This is a genomic window from Sinomonas atrocyanea, assembly GCF_001577305.1.
Taxonomy (GTDB): Bacteria; Actinomycetota; Actinomycetes; order Actinomycetales; family Micrococcaceae; genus Sinomonas; species Sinomonas atrocyanea.
Map to the genome: position 1 here is coordinate 3,110,810 of NZ_CP014518.1, position 22,454 is coordinate 3,133,263.

Consider the following 22,454-nt stretch of genomic DNA (forward strand, 5'->3'; position numbering starts at 1 on the left):
TCCTTGGTCCGCCCCCGGCGCGCGGCTAGGGTGGGGACACCGTGAGCCGTCCATCTGGGAGGAGGCGCACGCATGGATCTGTCCTTCGACGAGGTCGAGGCGCCGCCGGCTCGGCGCACCTGGCTCTGGCTGGGAGTGGGGTGCGTGGGCGTGCTCCTGCTCGTGCTGTTCCTCGTGGCGCCGGCGGCCGCCGCCGTGGCGGGGCTGATCCTGCTCTCGGCGATCCCGCTCGCCGTGCTCGCGGGCACGCAGCGGACGACGGCGCCGCTCGCCGCCGCGGGCGCCGTGGCCCTCGTGGCACTCGGCGGCTCCGCCGTGGCCCTCGCGGTCGAGTCGTACAACGCCGACCGCGCACTCAGGACGGTCACGGCCCACACCCGGCCCGCAGACCCTCCCCCGAGCGACCAGCCCGCCGTCGCGCCGGCTCCCCGCCCGCACACCGCCCCGGCTCCCCCGCCGCGGCCGAAGGCGGCGCCGCGGGCTCCCCAACGCGAGCCGCTCGCGCCCCTCGTGCCGCCGGTGAGGCCGGCCGTCCCGGCGGCGCCGGTGCCCGCCGCTCCCCCGCCGGCAGTGACCGCTGCGCCGACGCCCGCCGCGCCGGTGCCCTCGCCGCCCACGCAGCCGGCCGCCCCGGTCACGCCGCAGATCGTCGACGTGTCCGCGACCGTGGCATGGGGGCGGCTGTCCACCGAGGCCCGCGCGCAGCTGTGCCTGGCGGCGCTCAGGCAGGCCCTCTCGGTCCCGCCGGGCCAGTGCCGCTGACGCGGCGCGTCACACTTCGGCCAGTCCGTTCTCCCCTGTCCGCCGCGGCCCGTCACGGCCTAGCCTTGTCCCGAGGCAACCACTGGCGACGGGAGGCCGGGCGATGGGTTTCAGGCTCCTTGCCCTCGGCGACAAGGTGACGTTCCACGACACGGGGCGGCGCCCGTTCAACGTCCGGGCCGTGTCGCCGGACGGCAGCGTGGTGATCCTCTCCCGCCCCGTGGGGCGCGGGGACGCGGCTGAGTACACGATGATCGACTGGCACCATGAGATGCGCGGCACGGACGGCACCACCGGCGCCGGGATCCGGATCGCCTCCCAGGCCCACCAGCGCCTGCACCGGTTCTTCACCGAGCGGGCCTCGCTCCGCGACGGCGACGTGCCGGCCACCCAGTCCATCCTCGCCTTTGGCGACTGGACGCCGGTGCGGATCGCCACCGTGAACGGCCGCCCCGAGCCCGGAGTGCACCAGGCCACCTCCGAGCACGGGTGAGGTGCAGGAGGCGGCCTGGGGCACTGCAACTAATTCCGCCCGTAGTCCCCTGTAGGGCAGCGGTATGCCGTGCAGGGCAAGGCTAACAGGAGCGGTTCAGTCCGTGGGACCTGAGCAGAAGCAAGACCCCGTCATTTACGAGACTTAGGGCGGTCGATTCGCGCCCAGAAACCCGGATGACCACGGATGCGCGTCGCCCCCACGATGCGAAGGGTCAGGGACACCGGAGCCCCTAGGCGTCCTGTATCCACTTCTTGAAAGGTCCCGCTCGCTTGCCCCTGCCGGGAAGACGGCCGAGTGAACCCAAGCCAACCTCCAAGCTATGTGCCATGGCCAGTACAGGGTTAGCCAAGAACTCGGCGATGCCCGCTCAAGACCAGTTCATCCACCAAGAAACTAGCTTTTCCGCCTCGCGGTACTGGTTGAACTGCTCATCCACGAATCTCTTTGCCTCACCCTTCAAAATATCTCGCGTGCTCGGGTCCTGGAGGTCCATGATCGCCTGCGCGAGACCGACGTGGTCGCCGGGATCAACCGTCCGACCCGTCTCCCCATCCTTAACCAACTCTGGAATTCCCGAAAGATAAGAAGAAACTACCGGAACGCCTAAGGTCATAGCTTCCATGAGGGCAACGGGAATACCGTCTATGTCCCCGTCCGGTGACCGCACCGAAGGAAGCACGAAAACCTGGGATGCTGCAACGGTGGAGAGCACCTTCGAGTGAGGGAGCGAGCCATGCCATTCAAAGAACTCACCCACCCCTGCATCACTAGCCTGCGCTCGCAATTCGCTTTCCAGTGGCCCAGCGCCGATGATGGACCATTTGAAGACCAAGCCCCTGTCCTTCAGCACAGTAGCGGCCCGTATCGCCACATCGACACCCTTCTTACGAACTAGGCGGCCAACGGTCACGATCTTGAACGTTCCGGAAGCGATCGATGTGTCTTGACTACCCCTGGGAATGATACCGCAATGCACAATTCCACTCGGCCGGACCTCAGTCGACAAGAAGAGAGCGCGACCCACCGCTTCACTCGCGGCAAATACTCCATCAACCAGCCTCACAATATCCAACGTACGCTTTGCACTCGGAGGCACGCTTGCGTCCGCAGCGTGCGTTGTGGCCGTCCAGACACGACTGGGAACACCTAGGTCGGCGAGATAGGCAGAAACGTCTAAAGCCCTGCCCAAAAAATGCACATGGACGGCCAGATCCCGCGTACCAAGATTCCGAAGGATACGGGAAAGGACGACAGCATGCCAGACAGCGTACGCCTGTCTGATCATTCGAGCGGCTGAAAAACCCTCAGACAAAAAACGAGTGCGAACTCGGCGGTTAGCTAATGCCTTGGGCACCAGGAGCATCGCGACGATACGCTCGAACTTCGAAACGGAAGCATTGAGGTGAACAACGCGTTCGGAAGAGAGTCCCTCATCTGCTCCGCGCAACGAATAGAGGAAGACATCGTTGCCAGAGGACGCAACCGCTGCGGCTTCATTCACAACGAACGTCTGCGTCCGAGCCGGATACTCTTGGCATACGTATAAGACCTTCAAAGCGCGCTCCCTTTCTCTCGTGAAAAAATCAAAACGCATTGAGCATCGTGGGCGACCCTGGCTCTACAGGCCATCTTGAGACCGCGCGTGGAAGCCTCCGACACTCAATCAGATGACTCTGCAACCTATCCTCTATCGAAACCGCCCAGATTTCGATATTGATCCCGGCCATTCTCCTGTCACCATCAGAGGCGATACTCTAGCGCTCCGGTTCAGGGCGCATAGAACTCGGTGAGTCGTGTCCGTCAAACCTTTCCGGATTGCGGACCCACTCACCGCGAAGTCCGACACCTTTGTGCGGCTTAAAACTTTCCACTGATCCCCGATTGGCTGAAATGCAGATCGTGAGAACAATAGGAAGCGCTACGTACGGACTGTTCAGTCCACTGACAGAGAAACCGTTGGCAAAAGCGATGGCAAAAATGGTCCATGTGACGCGGACCCCCGCACCGCTCCGTCGCAGGCTAAATAGTACGACAAATACTGTCAGAAACAACCCAAACAAGCCAGCATCATATACCACGCGCATGATAAATGCATGAAGTACGACGGAGTAGCAGGTGCCGTCTCCGGTCGACGAAAACAAGCTCGAGTAATACTCCATCGCTGCGCAACCGCCGCTACTGAGAGGCGTGATAGGCGATGTGCCCCAGAGCCAATCTAAAAGATTCCAGTTTGCGGTTTCCCCTAAGAATACAGATAGGAAGTTCAGTCTATCTACGCCACCAGACTCCGCCCGCGCAGCGAAAACATCACTAACGAAGTAAACGATCACGGGCACCACGATCACCAGCAACAAACGCACGGCAACGCGTGCCCTGGCGACATTGATCACCGCGTAAATGATCAAGAGTCCAAACTCCACCGCCCCGCTGCGGGATCCAGATGACATCACCAAGGCACCGAGAGCTAACAGAGTCCAGACCTGCTGGCGTCCTGTCAAACGGGACAGCAGCCCGGCTGCAAGTGCGCAGTACAATGCCAACTCGAAGTTGTTTTCGGTCAGCAGACCAGACCTCTGACTCGGACCAAGGATCGCAATGGTTAATATCGTCTTGACAAGACCTAGGCTTATTAGCACCCACATCACTTTAATCATTGGAAGCAACGGGCCCCAGCTGCGATGCAGCGCAATGACAAATGCGATCAGGTAAAGCAGCCATCGATAGGCTTGGAGAAAATCGGGCACCGGGGAATCATTCGCCACCGCCGCCGCGACCCTCGTCACAAGGTAGGCGACCAGAAAAAGAATGATCATCGTGTGGCGAATGCGCCCAACCCAGACGCTAACACATATAAAGGATATCAGCCACGCATCTAACAACTCATTGACCGGCAGAGGCGAATATCCTCCGAGCGAAAAAACGCTTGCGCATCCCGAGACGACTAGAATCGCGTATAGCGACTTCCTCAGCAGCCCTGGTACCTCGGCGCCGTAACTCGATATATCGGTCACGTATTCATCTCCCACACTCGAGCACCATGGATGAAGCTCCCAGATCCGTCCCGCGGGATTCAGCCGGGCATGCTCCCGACCCCGATACAGAACTGCGCCTAAGGTTCGCTCCGACGCAACCTTGGTCCGACCTCCAGGGGACGCTAACCACGACGTGCGCTCCAAATAAGAGCAAGTCCGTTTCCGCCAGCCTCTGTAGCTGCGCCCTTCGAACGATACGCCCGACGAGCGAACAAGCCACCAAGAGCGGCCGACCCGAGTGAAGCGATTAGCAGCGCTGTCGCCGCTCCAAGGAGACCCCACACCCGATACGTCAGAACAACCAACAGCAAATACACTACGGATACAGCTAATTCCGTCTTGGCAGCGATGCCATCCTGTCCTTTGAACCGGAGGACCTCATTGAGAACTTTTCTAGAGCCCATTGCACCGCCGGCCACGCAAAGTAGGGCTGCAACGACCCTCACGTCATTGAACTGACCGCCGAACAGAAGCGTGATGGCCCAAGGAGCCAGCGGGGCTATGAGTAGGCCGCCCACGAAAGGAGCCAAGACAGCCGCCACCACGCTCTTAACCGCTCCTGGCGAGGAACTCAGCCTCGCGGGAACTACCGTAGCCAGCACCTGGCCAAGCAACTTCGGCAGGTTAGCGAGGGACAGGCCTGCCACGTAGTACCCAAGCGCTGAATTAGACCCGAGTGAGACTACTAAGAGCTGGTCAAGCCTAAAGCTCTCTAACGGCGAGTGAAGCGACAAGAGGCCGCGAAGACCTCGACGCCGAATCGATGATGCCGATCTCACCCTCACCGATGATGGGCTGACGCGGGATGACGCCGCTTTCACTAACAAATAGCCCACTATCGCCCCCACCAATGCAGACAGGTACCACGCGTACATAACCGTCTCTACCGTGAAGGTTCGCAAGATCAGCAGAACCCCCAAAACCAGCGAGTATAGTCCCGGCGGCAGAAATTGCAGCAGCGCTGTCGACGCGTACCGCCGACAGCCCGCAAGCACCCCCATTTGGACCGGTATCACCGCGAACAGGAACGATGAAACGCCCCCGCCGACCACGACCACGGGAGGCATGCCAGCCCATCCGAGGACTAGCGCGGCCGCAGTGCATACGACCAAGCTGATGGGCAGCATTGCCTGCATCGCGTTGCTTGATGTCGCCAGAACATTAGCTCCGCGCGAAACGTGAAGATTCACCAAGCTGGACCCTGAGTTCGCAATCACGAACGACGCGAGCGTGACGACTAACATGGCCGACGCGATCTGGCCACGCCCGAGCGGACCAAGCAATCTAGCTATAAGCAATCCCGACACGAATAGGGCGCACTGGGTTAGCCCAATGCCCACAAAAAGTCGCGTCAACGCGCGCCACATGCTAGCCGCCCCCCACAGGGTGTGGCCGCAGGACTGCCGTCACATACCGCGCGTCCAGACAGAAATAACACCCTACCCCGTTTCTGCAATGAATCTGGCTAATCGATCCCAGCTCAGCTCCTTTTGTGCGAACTTCATCGCGCGCAAACCCGACGCTTTCGTATCAGAAGGATGCCAGAGGGCGCGCTCAAGCGCACCTCTCAACGTGTCGACATCAACCGAGTCGAGAACCTCTCCCGAATCTGCTTCCAAGAGATACTGTCCAGCAGCCACATGCTCACTGACAATCACATGGCACCCTCCCACCATAGCCTCGGCGATCGTAAGTCCGAAGTTTTCGTTTTCAGATGGAAGAACGAAGGTTCCGGACCGACGATAAAGCCAAGCCTTTTGCCTCGAGTCCACAGGCCCGACGAACAGGACACTGTCGAGTACGCCGAGAGATTCGGCAAGGCTACTTAGCTCGGCGTGGGTGATCTCTCCATCGGGGCCCGCGAAGACGAGAAGCGATTTCTCGGGTCGCTTGGCGGCGGCCCACGCCCGCAACAGTAGCTCCGGCCTCTTCTTCAGAGCGAAGCGACCCAAATAGAGCACAGCTTCAGACCGAGAAGGTAGACGGTCAGCTAACGCCGTTATGGGCAATTCTTCCGTTGACAGTTCAGCCCCTAGAGGTATAACCACCGCCTGGTCTTCGGCTACCAGATCCCGAGCGCGCTGAGCTTCGGACGGCGCACTGAAGTGAACATAGGACGCATGTCGAAGAACCCGCTTCCCGATAACGCTGTTGAAGATAAGCTTCCTCTTCTTTGACTTGCTCCGTTCGTACGTCTCCAGCGCTCCGTGCAGTTGTACGCCATAGGGTTTCCGAAATGCCCTACATGCAAGGTAGACAAAAAATTGATGTACTGCGTACTGACCGTGAATATGCACTAGGTCGGCACCTCGCACTGCGGACCAGATGCCGATGCAGAGCAACCAGCTGTTTCGGAGAAAGAAAGGTCGCGATGCCGGAAAGGCACGCACATTCGCGCCGGTGCCCCTAATTGCACTAGGCTTCAAACGATCCCCCTTATCGTTTGCGAGATCAGTAGTGTATATCCTTGCATCGACCCCCAGCTCGTTCAATCGCCTGTTCAATGCGAGCGAGCCCACCGAGGGACCGCCGAATTCTTCAGACACGCTTGAAATAACTTGAAGTACCTTTTTTTGGCTAACCTCTGGTCCCGAAACGGTTCTCTGCGTCTTGCCCAACATTAAGCCCCAACCCAACCTAACCTGACAGTGTGCGAGCGATAGTTCATTTCGAAGCTTCTTGGGACCCCTACACCCAAGGTGCTCCGCTATATAACTGCCGAAGCGTCCCTCCGCCGGATCTCAGACATCTTTACACCGATCTGCCAATAATAGAACGACAACGCCGCCGCATAGTGAAAGCCACTGGTGCCGTCAAGGAAGCCTCGCCGAATTATGTACGAGTAGATGAAGAATATCAGCGGCTTAGCAGGTAGCTTGGCTGCAATTCTCCCAAGTGTCGAACGGTTTTCAACCGCCTCCGCGTCTCGGTCGACCAGCATGTGGGCTTCCCAGTCGCTATAACGATTATGTCGAGCGAAATAGTCGTAGAGCCCGTCCCGATCGTCATGTCCTAGAGGCTTAGAGAGCTGGAGCAATCGTCCCGAAAGCACGCGGGGTTGATAGTGCCCCTCAACTTCCCACATGTGTTCTACATGAAGGTCATTCGGGCGTGGCCATTGGCATCTGCTACGCCGCATGCCGATCCGCTTACGGACCTGATGTCCATGAGCGAGTCGTTTCCCCATCCAGTAGTACTGCAATGGGACCTCGAATGCCGATGCCGTCGGGTCGACCAGGACAGCCGCTATTTCTTCGACGAGATCATCTGGGAAGAACTCATCAGCGTCTAGATAAACCACCCAGTCGTTTTGCGCTGCGCTTAGCGACCATTCCTTCTTCTTGGGGTACGCGCCGTCCCACAGATATTCGACGACCGTTGCTCCAGCCCGGCGGGCGACTTCTTGGGTTTTATCTGTGCTACCCGAATCGACAACGATTACTTCATCGAATGGTTTAGCGCTTTCCACTGCGCGCTGGACACTAGCCTCTTCATTCTTCGTGAGAATCAGAACTGTTGCTGGAATCTTAGTCATTCGAGGTCCTCGAATCGTTTTCACCTTTGAATGAGAACCGTTCAGTGCTCATCAAATCCGGATTCTGACGAACAATGGTGTTTGCCGGGATAGTAGCTTTGGGTCCTATCACGCAGTTTGGCGCAACAACGCTCGACCTCCCAATCGTCGTGCCGCCTAACAACATCGCTCGAGAAGCGATCCAAGCGCCGTCTTCAATCCGAACTGGGCTTGTTATGAGAGCCATATCCCTTCGCATTGCGTGGCTCCCGGTGGAGATGAAGGCCTCCTGTGAGATGGCTACATCATCGCCGATTTGCACCTTGTTCTGATTGTGGATCCAGACGCCCTCGCCGATCCAGCAGCGGTCGCCGATTTCGAGGTGCCAGGGGAATCGCACCCGTGTGCGCGGCCGATAAATAACTCCGTCCCCAATACGCGCCCCGAATAGCCTCAGGGTGGCCACCCGAAGGATCGACGAGACCTGCAATGGATTGGTAACCAAGATTAGTTCGGTTAAACCCCATAGGTATACGAGCCACCTAGGCCGATCCCAGGCCAGCCGCTCCCCCGGCGCCTCGCTGAGATTGACAACCGGCACCAAATCTTCGGCACCACTCTCGGAAAAACTTACCCCCATCACGATTCTCCTCGTCGTTACATGACTGTGGCCTCGGGTAGTATCCCACAGGTGACAGAACCACTCTCAGCGGTGCTGGTCATCGCGCTCAACTACGCCCCTGAGCCGACCGGAAACGCTCCCTACACCACAAAGTTGGTGGAAGGGCTCTGTAACCAGGGCCACGACGTAAGGGTCCTGACGGGCTACCCCCACTACCCGTGGTGGAAGGTCCAGGAGGGCTATACCGGCTTGTCACGGGTCGAGTTTGTGAACGATGTGCCGGTGCGACGCGTCCGCCATACGGTCCCGGCTGTGCCCAAAACGATCTCGAGACTGCTCATGGAGTTCACCTTCGGGCTTCATGCTGTTTCGGTCCGTTGGGGTGAGCCCGATGTCGTCCTCGTCGTGAGCCCCGCCCTGTTTTCGTCCGGCTTGGCAGTGCTGAGGGCCCGTCTGCAGGGCAAGCGTGTGGCCATCTGGGTCCAGGATCTCTACAGCCGCGGCCTCGAGGAGACGGCCGGCAGACGAAGCCTCATGTCGAGGGCGATGCGCAAGGTCGAATCCGCGATCCTCGCGGCGTGCGGGAGCGTCACGGTCATCCACGACAGGTTCAAGGCCTACGTGGTGAACGAATTGCGGGTCCCGGAGACCAAGGTGCACGTGGTCAGGAACTGGTCGCATGTCCGTCTTCCCTCCAAGTTTGACCGCGCACGAGCACGCAGAAGCCTCGGGTGGGTGGACGACGAAGTCATCGCCCTCCACGCGGGCAATATGGGAGTGAAGCAGGGCCTCGAGAACGTGGTCGAAGCTGCTCGACTGGCCAGCGCGCTCGGCAGCCAGGTGAAGTTCGTGCTGCTAGGAGACGGGAATCGCCGGGCGGCCCTCGAAGAAGCAGGTGCTGGCATTCCCAACCTCACGTTCCTCCGTCCGATGGATGATGCAGGCTACTCGGCGGCGCTTCGCGCAGCTGATGTGCTCCTGGTGAATGAGCTGGCAGACGTGCGTGAGATGTCCGTGCCCAGCAAGCTCACGTCCTATTTCGCTACCGGGCTCCCAGTCGTGGCCGCCACCCATGAGGAGAGCGCTACCTCCGACGAGATCCGTCTCTCCGAAGGCGGAGTCCGCGTCGACCCAGAGCGGCCGTCTGTGCTGCTGCGGGCGATCGAAACGCTCGGTACCGATCTAGAGCGCGCCGCGAAGCTCGGCGCGAACGGCCAGAGCTACGCGTCGCGCATGCTCTCGGCCGAGGCGGCGATCACAGCGCATGAGCGCGTGCTCCTGTCTCAAGCGTGAAGCGTCCGTCTCAAAAAACCCATTTGGCTCGTCTGCCACTGCAGGCTCCGGCGCGGCACTGTAAACTCAGCTTGGCCGTTCGCGGCTTCACTACAGGGGAACCATATGGGGGGACACATGCCTAAGAAGGCGCTCATCACCGGCATCACGGGCCAGGACGGCTCGTACCTCGCCGAACTCCTCCTGGCCAAGGGCTACGAGGTCCACGGGCTCATCCGCAGGGCCTCGACCTTCAACACAGCCCGAGTGGACCACCTGTACGTCGACCCGCACGATCCCGAGGCCCGCCTCTTCCTCCACTACGGAGACCTCTCCGACGGCGCACGGCTCGTGACGCTTCTGGCGGACATCCGCCCCGACGAGGTCTACAACCTCGCGGCCCAGTCGCACGTCCGCGTCTCCTTCGACGAGCCCGAGCACACCGGCGACACCACCGGCATGGGCTCCATCCGGCTGCTCGAAGCCGTGCGCATGGCCGGGATTCAGACCCGCTTCTACCAGGCCTCCTCGTCCGAGATGTTCGGCGCGACCCCGCCCCCCCAGGACGAGGAGACCCCCTTCTACCCCCGCTCCCCCTATGGTGCGGCCAAGGTGTACAGCTACTGGGTGACCCGGAACTACCGCGAGGCCTACGGCATGTACGCGGTCAACGGCATCCTCTTCAACCACGAGTCCCCGCGCCGCGGCGAGACCTTCGTGACCCGCAAGATCACCCGTGCGGTGGCCGCGATCAAGGCCGGCGTCCAGTCGGAGCTGTACATGGGGAACCTCGACGCGGTCCGCGACTGGGGCTACGCCGCGGAGTACGTCGAGGGCATGTGGCGCATGCTGCAGGCGGACGAGCCCGAGGACTTCGTCCTCGCCACCGGCGCCGGCTACACCGTCCGAGACTTCCTGGAGTACGCCTTCGGGCACGCCGGCCTCAACTGGGAGGACCATGTCCGCTTCGACGAGCGCTACCTGCGCCCCACCGAAGTCGACGCCCTCATCGGCGACTACTCCAAGGCCGAGCAGAAGCTCGGCTGGACCCCGACCGTCAAGACGCCCGAGCTCGCCCGCCTCATGGTGGACGCCGACGTCGAGGCCCTCAAGCACGCCGGCGGCAAGTGGATCGACAGCGTCAACCTCGACAGCTGGAAGGCCCTCGTCTGATGCCGGAGACCTCCTACGCCCCAAGCGCCCTCGACCGCTCCGCGACCTTCTACGTCGCCGGGCACCGGGGCCTGGTCGGCTCGGCCATCTGGCGCCGGCTCGAGGACGAGGGGTTCAGCAACCTCGTGGGGCGCGCCTCGTCCGAGCTTGACCTCAAGGACCGCGGGGCCGTCTTCGACTTCTTCGCCGCCGAGAAGCCCCGCTATGTGGCCCTCGCCGCAGCCAAGGTGGGCGGGATCCTCGCCAACAACACCTACCCGGTCGACTTCCTCAGCGAGAACCTGCGCATTCAGACCAACGTCATGGACGCGGCCCTCGAGCACGGCGTGGAGCGCCTGCTCTTCCTCGGCTCGTCCTGCATCTACCCGAAGCTCGCCCCGCAGCCCCTCAAGGAGGAGTACCTCCTCACCGGGCACCTGGAGCCCACCAACGACGCCTACGCGATCGCCAAGATCGCCGGCATCCTCCAGGTCCAGGCCGTCCGTCGCCAGTACGGCCTGCCGTGGATCTCCGCCATGCCGACCAACCTCTACGGCCCGGGCGACAACTTCTCGTCCACGGGCTCGCATGTGCTGCCCGCACTGATCCGCCGATACGAGGAGGCGCGCCTCAGCGGCGCCGAGAGCGTCACCAACTGGGGCACGGGATCACCCCTGCGGGAGTTCCTGCACGTCGACGACATGGCAAAGGCCTGCCTCTACCTCCTCGAGAACTACGACGGTCCAGAGCAGGTCAACGTGGGGGTGGGAACTGACGTCACCATCAAGGAGCTCGCCCAGACCGTTGCCGACGCCGTGGGCTACCAGGGCGCGATCGAGTGGGACACCACGAAGCCTGACGGAACACCCCGCAAGCTCATGGATGTCAGCAAGCTCACCGCCCTGGGCTGGAAGGCCAGCATAGGCCTCGACGAGGGCATCCGGCGCACCGTCGAGTGGTTCCGCGAGCACCAGGACGACTTCCGCAAATAATGGGCGGCTACGCACCGCAGGTCTGATTCGGGGGGGAACATGAGGATCAGCGTCATCGGAACCGGCTACCTCGGCGCCACGCACGCCGCCTGCATGGCCGAGCTCGGCTTTGAGGTGCTCGGCGTGGACATCGATCTGGCAAAGATCGAGGCACTCGCGAACGGCGTGCTGCCGTTCCACGAACCGGGGCTCCCTGAGCTCCTGCGCAAACACGTGGCCTCCGGGCGGCTGCGCTTCACCACCTCCTTCGAGGAGGCGGGAGTCTGGGCCGACGTCCACTTCATCGGCGTCGGCACCCCGCAGCGCGCCGGCAAGCACGCCGCGGACCTCACGTTCGTCGACGCCGCCGTACGGTCCTTGGCCGAGAGCATCACGAAGGATGCGCTGATCGTCGGCAAGTCCACGGTTCCGGTGGGCACAGCGCGACGCCTGCGCGAACTGATCGACCGGCACGCCGACGGGGCCCGTCGGATCGGTCTCGCCTGGAACCCCGAGTTCCTGCGCGAGGGCTTCGCCGTGCGTGACACGCTCTCGCCCGACCGGCTCGTCTTCGGGGTGGACAGCACCGAGGACGAGGAGCTGCTCCGCGCCGTCTACGCCGACGCGCTCGCCGCGGACACCCCGCTCATCGTCACCGACTTCGAGACGGCCGAGCTCGTCAAGGTGGCCGCGAACGCCTTCCTGGCCACCAAGATCTCCTTCATCAACGCCTTCTCCGAGATCACCGAGATGGTGGGCGGCGACATCCGCACCCTCGCCGACGCCATCGGCTACGATGCGCGGATCGGCCGGCGCTTCCTCAACGCCGGGGTGGGCTTCGGCGGCGGCTGCCTGCCGAAAGACATCCGGGCGCTCCAGGCGCGGGCCAGCGAACTCGGGCTCGACCGCACCATGCGGTTCCTGTCCGAGGTGGACCTGATCAACCTGCGTCGCCGCGACCGGGTCGTCCACCTCGCTGAGACCATGCTCGGCCCGCTGCTGGGGAAGAAGGTCGCCGTGCTCGGCGTCGCCTTCAAGCCCGACAGCGACGACGTGCGCGACTCCCCGGCCCTCGACATCGCTGTGCGCCTCTTCAACAGCGGCGCCGACGTGGCCGTCTACGACCCCGAGGGCAATGCCAACGCCGCCAAGCGCTTCCCGCGGCTCGGCTACGTAGACTCCCTCGAGGCGGCCGTGACCGACGCGGACCTCGTGCTGCTCCTCACCGAGTGGAACGAGTTCCGCCAGCTCACGCCCGCAGACATGATGCCCCTCACCGAGGGGCGCAAGATCATCGACGGCCGCAACGTCCTGGACCCGGCCGAGTGGGAGCACGCCGGCTGGGACTTCGCGGCCCTGGGCAAGCGCTTTGTGCCGGTGAGCGATCTGGCTGAGGCCTTCGCGGAATGACCGCCCGAGAGACGGCAGCCCGCTCCACCTCCGCGGCGATTCCGCGCACAATGACGCGGTTCAACCTGCTGGGCTGGGCCGATCTAGCCTGCATCGTCTGGGCCACCGTCGGTGCGCAGATGCTCCGCTTCGGCGCCGACGACACCTCGATCCAGGTCAGCCACACGTGGCACGCCCCCTACGCGCTGGTGACCGTGGTGGTGACCGCGGCCTGGTGGCTGGTCCTCGCGGCGGGAGGGACACGGGAGGCCACCATACTGGGCCACGGCCCCGAGGAGTACAAGCGAGTGCTCACCTCCTCGCTGTGGCTCTTCGGCGCGATCGCCATCCTCTCCTACGTCTTCGGCCTGGACACGGCCCGCGGCTACGTGGCCGTGGCGCTCCCGCTCGGCATCGTCTCCCTGCTGGTCGCCCGCTGGGTGCTCCGGGCCGTCCTGGTCCAGTCGCGCAGCGACGGCCGCAACCTGCGCCGCGTCCTCGTCCTCGGCGCCCCCAGCAGCGCGCGCCACCTCGCGCGGCAGCTCGCCAGCAGTCCGGGAGCGGGCTACCGAGCGGCCGCTGCCTATCTGCCGGGGTTCCCGGGGGTGGTCCTCACCGGGGTGGGCCATGAGATCCCCGTGCTGGGCCATCAGGACGACGTCTCCGACATCCTCAGCGCCGTCGCGGAATCCGGCGTGGACACCGTGGCCATCTCTGGATCCGCGCTCGCACCCGAGGAGCTCCGCAAACTGGGCTGGGAGCTCGCGGCCCGCAACGTGGGCATGATCCTGGCGCCGGCGCTCACGGACGTGGCCGGCCCGCGCATCCACATGCAGCCGGTGGGCGGCCTGCCCCTCATCCACGTCACCACCCCCAAGCTCGAGGGCGGCAAGGCCGCGCTCAAGCGCACCCTGGACATCGTCGCCTCGGTCGCCCTCCTCGCGGTCCTCGGCCTGCCCATGCTGGCCGTCGCCGCCGCCGTGAAGCTGGACAGCCCCGGACCGGCACTCTTCCGTCAGACCCGGATTGGCCGCGCTGGCGTCTCCTTCAAGATGCTCAAGTTCCGCTCCATGGTGGTGGACGCCGAGGCCCGGCTCTCCGAGCTCCGCAGCCTCAATGAAGGCGCCGGTCTGCTGTTCAAGATGAAGCATGATCCGCGGGTCACGCAGCTCGGCCGCATCCTGCGCAGGTTCTCCATCGACGAGCTCCCGCAGCTCATCAATGTGCTCCGCGGCGAGATGAGCCTCGTGGGCCCGCGGCCGCCGCTGCCCGCCGAGGTGGCCGGCTACGACGACTTCGCCCACCGCCGCCTGCTCGTCAAGCCCGGCGTGACCGGCCTCTGGCAGGTCTCCGGCCGCAGCGACCTGAGCTGGGAAGAAGCCATCCGCCTCGACCTCTCCTACGTGGAGAACTGGTCCCTGGCCCAGGACCTCGTGATCCTGCTCCGCACGGCCCGCGCCGTGCTCGGCAAGACCGGCGCCTACTAGGCTCCCGCGGCGGCCGACGGCTCCGAGGCGCCGCTGCCCGTCTGCCCCAGGCCGAGGCTCCCGAGCAGCGCGCCGAGCGCCTTCCGGCCCGCCTCGGGCGAGTAGGCGGCCTCCCAGCGGCGGCGGGCGGCAGCCACGGCGTCGTACGCCGGCAGCGCCGCGGCGGCGGCCGTGATCACCTCGGCGAGGTGGCCGGGATCGCCCGCCCGCGCCACCCACGGGTGGTCCGGGCCCACCACCTCCGGCAGCGACCCCGCGTCGCTCACCACCACGGGCACGCCCGAGGCCATCGCGGTCACCGCCGGGAAGCAGAAGCCCCGGGGCTGGACGGCCGGGCAGACCAGCAGGTCCACGGACCCGAGGAACTCGTCCGCCGGCATGTTGTGCACGCTCTGGACCATCGCGCCCAGGGACCTGAGCCGGCCCTCCACCACCACCCGCTCGCGGGCGTCGGCGTAGCGCGTGGGCCCCGTGATGCGGAGCCGGTACCCTTCAGGTGCCCAGCGCCTCAGCTCCCTGAGCGTGTCCGCGAGGACCAGCACCCCGTCCCGCTCCGAGACCGGCCCCATGAAGCCGATCCGCAGCGGGCCGGCGCCGCGCCCGTGGCGGGCGAGTTCAAGGGCGGGGACCGAGGGGGCGAGCACGCGTGCGTCCCTCAGCCGCTCGGCGTCGGCCGCGGAGGGGACGATGGTGGCGAGCGCGCGGGCGCGCGCCGCCGCCCTCCGGACGCTCTTCAGGGGGCCGGGGGCGGCAGTGTCGAAAGCGAGGACCCGCCGCTGCATCCCGGCCGTCGCGAGGGCGGGCAGCGTCCCCTCGCACCACAGCACGCCATCTGGGTTCGCCCGGCGCCACCGGAGCAGGTCGAGCGCGTACTGGGCAGGGTGGGCGGAGGCCAGCGTGTGGACGGGAAGGCCGAGCGCGGAGGCGCGGGCCACGAGGGGGCTGCGTTCCGGCGGACCGACCACGAGGACGTCCTCGCCGAGTGCCGAGAGGCCCTCCGCGACCGAGGCCATCAGGCCCTCCCCGCCGCCGCGCCTGATCCCCGCGGCAATGACATGCCTGGCCGTCATCTCCCCCATTGCTCCTTGCCCGTCCGTAGCGTCTGGATTCAAGGCTAGAGGCGCCTCGGCACGGCCCCGCGGCGGCACGCCGGGTGCGACTCTGTGGCCTGCACGACTCCCGCTGCCCCCGCGCTACCGGTGCAGGTTCAGGAGTATGAACAGCACCACGGCCACCACGGCGACCCCCAGCAGGACGGTCTGCGCCGTGTTGATCCGGCGCTCGTTCCTCAGCAGCCATTGCCGGCGCCGATACTTGCTCTTCCAACCCATTCCACAGCCCCCCTCTTCCTCTGCCGCGGCAACGGAGAGCCCCGGCAGACGCTCTGTGCAGCACCACTCTGACAGTCCTCGGCACGAAACCAAAACAATTGCAAGTCAAATGACGCGGCGCCGCTCGAGGGCCCCCGATTCCGCGGAAATCCGGGCCTGAATGGGGCCTTAAGGCCCTGTGAAGGACCACCGCCAGCGGATAGCGCATGACAGCGCAGAGCATCCGTAGGAGCCTTGGGGCATGAGGGGCACCGCCGTGATCGTCGGGGCCGGGATCGCGGGGCTCGCCGCGGCCCGGTCGCTCACCGCGGGCGGCTGGAACGTGGAGGTCCGCGAGCGCCACCCGCAGCTCTCCACCGCCGGGACGCTCCTGGGCCTGTGGCCGGCCGCGTGGGCCGCGCTCGAGCGCCTCGGCGTCGCGTCCGCCCTCGAGACCGTCAGCCTCAGCTCGGGCGAGCTGCTCCGCCCCGACGGGCGCGTGCTGGTCCGCCTGGCCCTCCCGGGGGCCACCCGCGGCGTGGGGCGGATGGACCTGCTCGAGACCCTCCTCGCCGGGCTGCCCGAGGGCACCGTCCGGTGGGCCTCCCCCGCCTCCTCCCCCGCCGCGCTGCCGGACGCGGACGTGGTGGTGGCGGCCGACGGCGTCCACTCGGCCCTGCGCGCCCGCGCCTTCCCCGCCGCCCGGCTCCGGGACGCCCACGTGGTGGCGTTCCGCGGCGTGGCCCCGCTCGAGACCCGGGAGGGGTTCGAGGCGTGGGGCGCCGGGCTGATCTTCGGCCGCGCCCCCTTCCCGGGCGGCGGCAGCAACTGGTACGCCGGCGTCCGCGCCGACCTCGCCGGCACCCGCGGGAACGATCCGCTCGAGGTCCTCGGCGCGCTCTACCGGGACTGGACCCCGCGCGTCCACGAGGTGCTCGCCACCCTCACCCCCGAGGCGGTGGACCGGCGCCGCATCGAGGACCTGGCCCCGCTGAAGAGCTACGTGGCCGGGAACCTCGTGCTCGTGGGCGACGCCGCCCATGCCATGGCCCCGCACCTGGGCCGCGGCGGCGGCGAGTCCCTCATGGACGGCCTCGCCCTCGCCGACGCCCTCGTGGCCGCCCCGAGCGTCACCGCGGGCCTCGCCCGGTACGACGCCGCGCGGCGCCGCCCGTCCCAGCGCGCCGTGGCCGGCTCACGGCTCATGAACCGGATCTCCAACCAGCTGCGCCACCCCTGGCTCCGCGACACCCTCGTCACCGCCGCCGGCAAGGCGGCAGCGCGGCGCCGCCACACGCCGTCGTCCGCAGGGTGAGACAGCCCCGCCCAGGCGCGCGGGACCCCTCCGTTGGACATGTACAATCCACGTAGCCCGGTCCGCCGGCCCTGCACCCGGCCGGCCGACCGGGCTTCCACTTCGCACCTTTCGAACGAACATTGGGGGCTCCATGGAAGCATCGTCGCTTCGGCAGACCACGGGGAGAGGGCTCCTCGGCAAGGGCGGCATCGCAGCACTCGTGCTGGGCCTGCTCCTCGCACTCACCACCACCGGCGTCGCGCCGCAGACGGCCTCGGCCGGCGGGTACAGCGCGATCGACGCCAAGTACCAGGCCGTGGGCGGCTCCCGCCTCCTCGGCGCGGCGCGCGGTCCCGAGGTCCGCACCAGCACGGGCGCGCACCGCGACTACGCCCGCGGCGCCATCTACTGGTCCTCGCGGACCGGGGCGCACCCGAACGCGGGGCCATCCGCAGCGCCTACGCCGCGCGGGGCTGGGAGCTGGGCTACCTCGGCTACCCGACCACGGACGAGTACAACTACGCCGGCGGCCGTGCCCAGAACTTCCAGAACGGCTACATCACCTGGTCGCCCCGCGGCGGCACCGCCGTGGTGGTCAACGGACGCGTCATCCCGGGCGGGTTCTGCTCGCCCAGCCAGCTCTGGATGAAGGGCGTGGCCTCCAACGGCCGCACCTACACCTGCGGCAGCAAGGGCCGCGACGCCAGCGGCCACTACCACTGGAACGTCTAGCACCTGGCGCCCGGCGCGCCCCTGGCGCAGGGGTACGCCAGCAACGAACGGGGTCCGCGAACGCTTCGCGGGCCCCGTTCGCCGCGCAATGATGGAGTGCATGACCGAGCCAGAGCCCGAGATGCCCGAGATGCCCAAGGTCTTCCAGATCTCCCTGCCCGAGGAGAACATCGAGGGCCGCTTCGCCGACTTCGCCAACCTCTGGCACACGCCCAACGTGTTCGTGCTGGACTTCGTGGCCCTCACCCAGCCCCCGCAGGTGGGCGAGACCGAGGACGGCGACCACGCCGAGGTGATCCCCGGCCGCGTGGTGAGCCGCATCCGCATCCCCCCGGAGCAGGTGTTCGAGCTCGCCGCGGCCCTCACGCGCCAGCTCGGCGTCTGGGAGAGCGAGACCGGCCGCAAGCCCCCGGCCAAGCCGCTCTACGACTCCCAGGGCCGCCAGATCCACATCGACGACGAGGGCGTGGAAGGCCCCGAATGAGGCCCGCCCTCGCGCGGTCCCTCGCTTTCATCCCCGTTCTGCTGCTGCTCGCCTCCTGTTCGGCGCTGGGGACGCACGACGCCGGCTCCTCGCCGAGCGCTGTCCCCTCCCCCGGGTCCTCGACGGCGACAGTCCCCGCGGCGCCGACCGTGGTGAGCGTCCTGGGCGACTCCCACTCGGGCTTCCCCTACTCGTGGTACCGGCTCTCCGTGGGCGACTCCCTCGTGCCCGGGACCTCCCCCGGCGTCCTCTCCTCCCACCCCGGGCGCACCTCCGTGGAGCTGCGCGCCTGGGTCGGCGAGGCCACCGCCCGGGGCGGAGTGGTGCTCGTCCAGGCCGGAACCAACGACATCCTGCGCGACGGCTCCCCGCCCGCCGCGGCCGCGGGCGGGGTCGAGCTCCTGGTCCGGGACGTGCTGGCCCGGCACGTGCGGCCCATCCTCGTCTCGGTGCCGCCCTCGGCGGCGCACCCGGCCTCGACCGTGCAGCTGAACGCGATCCTGCGGGCCTGGGCGGCCGTGCACGCGGTGCCGTGGCTGGACGTCACCACCTCCGTGACCGCCCCGGACGGCACCTGGCTGCCGGGCCTCTCGAGCGACGGCGTGCACGCGAACGAGGCCGGCGGGGCGCTCATGGCCCTCGCCGTACGGGACCAGCTGCCGGGGCTGCTCAGGCGCTAGCGGACCGTTGGGTAGGATCTGCTGTCCGTGGGCACTTCACATCTGCGGGGCCGAGGTCCGGGGGTGGTGGCGGCAGCCATGGCGGCTGTCCTCGCCGCGGTCCTGACGGCGCCGGCCGCCGGGGCGCTGCCCGCGCCGAGCTCGCTGGCCGGGCCGCTCGCCGTGCCTGCCGGGTGCCCGGGCCTGCTGACCCTCGTCTGCCCGCCGAGCCAGCAGTCTCCCGCACCGAGCCCCTCCACGGCACCCCAGCCGGGATCCGGGGGAACCCCGGCGCCGAGCCCCGCCCCCGCCGGGGGCACCGCGCCCACCGTGGCGCCCGCGCCGGCTGCGCCCCAGCCGGCGGCCCCCGCGGCCCCGGCGCCGGCACCCTCCGCGCCGGGCCCCTCGGCGCCGGCCGCCCCCGGCACCGCCCTGCCCGAGCCCGGCGGTTCCGCTGCGACGCCGCCGGCGGCAGCACCGCCGTCGTCCGCGCCACGGACCACCCCGAGCCTGAGCGGCTCCCCCGGGCCCTCGGCGTCCGCCGCCGCGGCCCTCCAGCCGGCCGGCGGCGCGGCGGGACCCTCCGCCGACACCTCGGGACTCCCGGCGCCCCTCCTCCTCCTCGGCCTGGGGCTGCTCCTCACCTCGGCCTCGGCGCTGGGGCTGCGCCGCAACGCGCGCACCCGGGCCGCCCTGCGGGAGGGCGCCGAGGGTTAGGCGCCCCGAACGCGGTCCGAGTTTCCGGGGGGCCGCAGTGCGGGTTCGCGTAATGCGCCTCCCTTGGGATGATGGGACCGAAGGGATCGGCAACGGCCCGTGCGGAAGGACGCCCAGTAATGACACCTGCTCGCGAGACCCACCCCCAGGAGATCCGGCCCTGGCCGGCGCTGTGGGCGCTGGTCATCGGCTTCTTCATGATCCTGATCGACACCACGATCGTCTCGGTCGCGAACCCCTCGATCCAGGCCGGGCTCTCCACGACCACCGACAACGTCATCTGGGTCACCAGCGCCTACCTGCTCACCTACGCGGTCCCGCTGCTCGTCACGGGGCGGCTCGGCGACAGGTTCGGGCCGAAGAACATCTACCTGATCGGCCTCGTGGTCTTCACGCTGGCCTCGCTGTGGTGCGGCCTGTCCGACCTCCTGCCGGGCAGCGGCATCGCGAACCTGATCATCGCCCGCGCGGTGCAGGGCCTCGGAGCGGCGCTCATGACCCCGCAGACCATGGCCGTCATCACCCGCACCTTCGCGCCGGAGAAGCGCGGGGGCGCCATGGCCCTGTGGGGCGCGACGGCGGGCTTCGCCACGCTCGTGGGCCCGGTCCTGGGAGGGCTGCTCGTGGACACCCTCGGGTGGGAGTGGATCTTCTTCATCAACGTCCCGGTCGGGGTGGTGGCCTTCGTGATGGCGGCGGCCCTGGTGCCCCGGCTCGAGACGCACAGCCACACGTTCGACTGGCTCGGGGTGCTGCTCTCGGCCGCCGGCATGTTCTTCCTCGTCTTCGGCCTGCAGGAGTCCAACACCTACGACTGGAACGGCTGGGTGTGGGCCTCCGTCGTCGCCGGCGTTGCCTTCCTCGTGCTGTTCGTCATCTGGCAGGCGCTGAACAAGAAGGAGCCGCTGCTGCCCCTCGGGCTGTTCAAGGACAGGAACTTCTCGCTCGCGAACGCCGCGATCTCCGCCGTGGGCTTCTCGATCACCGCGATGTTCATCCCGGTCGTGTACTTCTTCCAGGCCGTGCGCGGGATGACCCCGCTCGAGTCGGCCCTGATGGGAACGCCCTCGGCAGTCCTGACCATGGTGCTCGCCCCGGTCGCCGGCCGCCTCACCGACAGGGTGCACCCCCGCTACCTCGTGGTGCCCGGCGTCGTCCTGGTGGGGGCCGGCATGTGGCTCTACTCGGTGATGATCTCGCCCATCATCGCGTGGCCCCTGCTGCTCATCCCCTCCTTCGTGATGGGCCTGGGCAGCGCGTTCATGTGGGGGCCCACCGCGACCACCGCGAACCGGAACCTGCCGCTGCGGGCCGCGGGCGCGGGCTCGGGGGTGTTCAACACGACCCGGCAGGTCGGGGCCGTGATCGGCTCGGCAGCCCTCGCGGCGCTCATGACCGGCCGCATCAGCGCCGAGATCCAGGCCGCCCTCCCGCCGGGGAGCAAGGGCGCGGGCGGCCAGCTGGGCAAGTCGAACTCCACGGTCCTGCCCCCGTTCCTCCACGACGCGTTCACGCACGCCATGAGCCAGACGCTCGTCCTGCCCGCGTCCGTGGTGCTGGTCGCCGCGGTGTGCGCGCTCTTCTTCGCCACGCCGCACCACCTCCGTGGCCAGGACGATGCATCGGCCCAAGCGCCGGCCGGGCACGACACCGGGCGCGCCGAGCGCGGGTCCTCGGTTCACGGCTGAGGGGCCGCGGCCCCCTTTGAGCTGACACTCAGACGAGCGACCTAGACTCATAGCGCAGTGCCCCGGCCACCCCCCATGGTCCGGGGCACTGCTTTGTTCCTGCCTATCGGCTGCCCTGATGACCACTTGAGTCACGCCCCGGCCAGCGGTTTCAGGCCCTTTGGCTCCTTTCAGCGCCGTGTACGCGCCCTCACCATTGCCAGTGAGACTGCCCGAACGGCCGCGCTGACACCAGGGCGGCGCGGGAGCCTCCGGATCTGGTTGATCCCTTCCTCTGCAGATCCAGGCCACCCAGACCTGAAAGGGCCTCCTATGTCGCGGAACCATCGACTCGGCGCCCGGTTGGCCGCGCTCGGCGCGGCGCTGATGCTGCTGGCAGGGTGCAGCAGCACGCCCGGCCCGACGGGGACCAGCCCGCCCAGCCCGTCGGTAGGCACCTCGAGCCCGTCAGCGACCACCACGCCCAGCCCGTCGGTAGGCACCTCGAGTCCGACGGCGACCACCACGGCCAGCCCGTCGTCAACCGCCGCCTGCACCGCTGCCAACGCCTTCGGTGACGCCCTCGCCAGCTTCAAGGACGACCTCCAAGCCGGTGCGGCGGTGGCGGATGTCCGAACCGCGCGCGACCAGATGGTCAAGGCCCTCACCGCCCTGAACGCAGCGCCGGGCGATGCCACCCAAGCCCACCTCGACGCGCTCAAGGCCGCTGAGACCCGTCTTGACACGGCCGTGAAAGGCATTTCCGACGACGACATGTTGGCGCAGGCGCTCGGTTCCCTCAACCAAGACGCGAGCACCGTCCAGGCCGCACTGAGCGACGTCCTCGCGGACATCAGCTGCTAGCCAGACGCGCGCATCCGGCCGCGAGCC

Annotated in this window: 22 protein-coding genes and 1 pseudogene; 15 read left to right on the forward strand and 8 right to left on the reverse strand. The window is 66.8% G+C overall.

What is annotated here, in order from left to right:
• The first annotated feature begins 72 nt into the window (after window positions 1-72).
• The gene (locus SA2016_RS14295) at window positions 73-762 is read left to right on the forward strand and encodes a hypothetical protein (RefSeq protein WP_066499248.1); all 690 of its coding nucleotides are present in this window, start codon (window positions 73-75) and stop codon (window positions 760-762) included.
• A gap of 103 nt (window positions 763-865) precedes the next feature.
• Complete coding sequence (locus SA2016_RS14300) at window positions 866-1,255, forward strand: hypothetical protein (RefSeq protein ID WP_066499250.1); 390 nt, start codon at window positions 866-868, stop codon at window positions 1,253-1,255.
• Between the two features lie 370 nt (window positions 1,256-1,625).
• Here the strand turns inward: SA2016_RS14300 and SA2016_RS20960 are convergent, their stop codons facing one another.
• The 6 genes from SA2016_RS20960 to SA2016_RS22515 form a co-directional block, all read right to left on the reverse strand.
• Window positions 1,626-2,759, reverse strand: coding sequence for a glycosyltransferase (locus SA2016_RS20960; RefSeq protein ID WP_169803080.1), 1,134 nt, complete (start codon window positions 2,757-2,759; stop codon window positions 1,626-1,628).
• A gap of 253 nt (window positions 2,760-3,012) precedes the next feature.
• Window positions 3,013-4,284, reverse strand: a complete 1,272-nt coding sequence (locus SA2016_RS21495; RefSeq protein ID WP_141305735.1) for a hypothetical protein — start codon at window positions 4,282-4,284, stop codon at window positions 3,013-3,015.
• Between the two features lie 128 nt (window positions 4,285-4,412).
• Complete coding sequence (locus tag SA2016_RS21500) at window positions 4,413-5,348, reverse strand: MATE family efflux transporter (RefSeq protein WP_157089133.1); 936 nt, start codon at window positions 5,346-5,348, stop codon at window positions 4,413-4,415.
• A gap of 381 nt (window positions 5,349-5,729) precedes the next feature.
• Window positions 5,730-6,836 carry a glycosyltransferase gene (locus SA2016_RS20965; RefSeq protein WP_169803081.1) on the reverse strand — a complete coding sequence of 369 codons (1,107 nt, stop codon included), beginning with the start codon at window positions 6,834-6,836 and terminating at the stop codon, window positions 5,730-5,732.
• A gap of 161 nt (window positions 6,837-6,997) precedes the next feature.
• Window positions 6,998-7,825, reverse strand: coding sequence for a glycosyltransferase family 2 protein (locus SA2016_RS20970; RefSeq protein ID WP_084249547.1), 828 nt, complete (start codon window positions 7,823-7,825; stop codon window positions 6,998-7,000).
• On the reverse strand, window positions 7,818-8,444 hold the full coding sequence (locus SA2016_RS22515; protein ID WP_084249548.1) for an LbetaH domain-containing protein: 627 nt from the start codon (window positions 8,442-8,444) through the stop codon (window positions 7,818-7,820). The genes SA2016_RS20970 and SA2016_RS22515 overlap by 8 nt, the downstream gene beginning before the upstream one ends.
• Before the next feature lie 51 nt (window positions 8,445-8,495).
• Here SA2016_RS22515 and SA2016_RS14315 point away from each other — a divergent pair, with 51 nt between their 5' ends.
• The 5 genes from SA2016_RS14315 to SA2016_RS14335 all read left to right on the forward strand — a co-directional run bounded on the left by SA2016_RS14315 (window position 8,496) and on the right by SA2016_RS14335 (window position 14,697).
• Window positions 8,496-9,719, forward strand: a complete 1,224-nt coding sequence (locus SA2016_RS14315) for a glycosyltransferase family 4 protein (protein WP_229710961.1) — start codon at window positions 8,496-8,498, stop codon at window positions 9,717-9,719.
• Between the two features lie 117 nt (window positions 9,720-9,836).
• Entirely contained in the window at window positions 9,837-10,871 is a 1,035-nt protein-coding gene (gene gmd / locus SA2016_RS14320; RefSeq protein WP_066499257.1) for a GDP-mannose 4,6-dehydratase, read from the forward strand.
• On the forward strand, window positions 10,871-11,842 hold the full coding sequence (locus SA2016_RS14325; protein ID WP_066499264.1) for a GDP-L-fucose synthase family protein: 972 nt from the start codon (window positions 10,871-10,873) through the stop codon (window positions 11,840-11,842). The genes gmd and SA2016_RS14325 overlap by 1 nt, the downstream gene beginning before the upstream one ends.
• A gap of 39 nt (window positions 11,843-11,881) precedes the next feature.
• Window positions 11,882-13,231, forward strand: a complete 1,350-nt coding sequence (locus SA2016_RS14330) for a UDP-glucose dehydrogenase family protein (protein ID WP_066499267.1) — start codon at window positions 11,882-11,884, stop codon at window positions 13,229-13,231.
• Window positions 13,228-14,697 carry a sugar transferase gene (locus SA2016_RS14335; RefSeq protein ID WP_141305733.1) on the forward strand — a complete coding sequence of 490 codons (1,470 nt, stop codon included), beginning with the start codon at window positions 13,228-13,230 and terminating at the stop codon, window positions 14,695-14,697. Before SA2016_RS14330 ends, SA2016_RS14335 begins: the two co-directional genes overlap by 4 nt.
• Here SA2016_RS14335 and SA2016_RS14340 read toward each other — a convergent pair.
• Window positions 14,694-15,767: a glycosyltransferase gene (locus SA2016_RS14340; protein ID WP_141305732.1), complete on the reverse strand. Its 1,074-nt coding sequence runs from the start codon at window positions 15,765-15,767 to the stop codon at window positions 14,694-14,696. The genes SA2016_RS14335 and SA2016_RS14340 overlap by 4 nt on opposite strands.
• A gap of 123 nt (window positions 15,768-15,890) precedes the next feature.
• Window positions 15,891-16,028, reverse strand: a complete 138-nt coding sequence (locus SA2016_RS21505; protein ID WP_157089134.1) for a hypothetical protein — start codon at window positions 16,026-16,028, stop codon at window positions 15,891-15,893.
• A gap of 241 nt (window positions 16,029-16,269) precedes the next feature.
• On the opposite strand from SA2016_RS21505, the gene SA2016_RS14345 reads away from it, so the two are divergent.
• The 8 genes and pseudogenes from SA2016_RS14345 to SA2016_RS14370 all read left to right on the forward strand — a co-directional run bounded on the left by SA2016_RS14345 (window position 16,270) and on the right by SA2016_RS14370 (window position 22,427).
• Window positions 16,270-17,322 (forward strand): FAD-dependent monooxygenase, encoded by a 1,053-nt coding sequence (locus SA2016_RS14345; protein WP_066499272.1) that lies wholly within the window; start codon window positions 16,270-16,272, stop codon window positions 17,320-17,322.
• A gap of 133 nt (window positions 17,323-17,455) precedes the next feature.
• Window positions 17,456-17,737: pseudogene (locus SA2016_RS22660) on the forward strand (hypothetical protein); the annotation flags it as partial.
• A 47-nt stretch (window positions 17,738-17,784) separates the two neighbouring features.
• Window positions 17,785-18,036 (forward strand): LGFP repeat-containing protein, encoded by a 252-nt coding sequence (locus tag SA2016_RS22665; protein WP_371326663.1) that lies wholly within the window; start codon window positions 17,785-17,787, stop codon window positions 18,034-18,036.
• A gap of 100 nt (window positions 18,037-18,136) precedes the next feature.
• Window positions 18,137-18,520, forward strand: a complete 384-nt coding sequence (locus tag SA2016_RS14350; protein ID WP_084249550.1) for a DUF3467 domain-containing protein — start codon at window positions 18,137-18,139, stop codon at window positions 18,518-18,520.
• Window positions 18,517-19,200 (forward strand): SGNH/GDSL hydrolase family protein, encoded by a 684-nt coding sequence (locus SA2016_RS14355; protein ID WP_066499273.1) that lies wholly within the window; start codon window positions 18,517-18,519, stop codon window positions 19,198-19,200. Before SA2016_RS14350 ends, SA2016_RS14355 begins: the two co-directional genes overlap by 4 nt.
• A gap of 27 nt (window positions 19,201-19,227) precedes the next feature.
• Window positions 19,228-19,896, forward strand: coding sequence for a hypothetical protein (locus SA2016_RS21925; protein ID WP_157089135.1), 669 nt, complete (start codon window positions 19,228-19,230; stop codon window positions 19,894-19,896).
• 119 nt (window positions 19,897-20,015) lie between these two features.
• A complete protein-coding gene (locus tag SA2016_RS14365) occupies window positions 20,016-21,584 on the forward strand; it encodes an MFS transporter (protein WP_066499279.1) in 1,569 nt (522 codons plus the stop codon).
• A gap of 312 nt (window positions 21,585-21,896) precedes the next feature.
• Window positions 21,897-22,427 (forward strand): hypothetical protein, encoded by a 531-nt coding sequence (locus SA2016_RS14370; protein ID WP_066499280.1) that lies wholly within the window; start codon window positions 21,897-21,899, stop codon window positions 22,425-22,427.
• The last annotated feature ends 27 nt before the right edge of the window (window positions 22,428-22,454 follow it).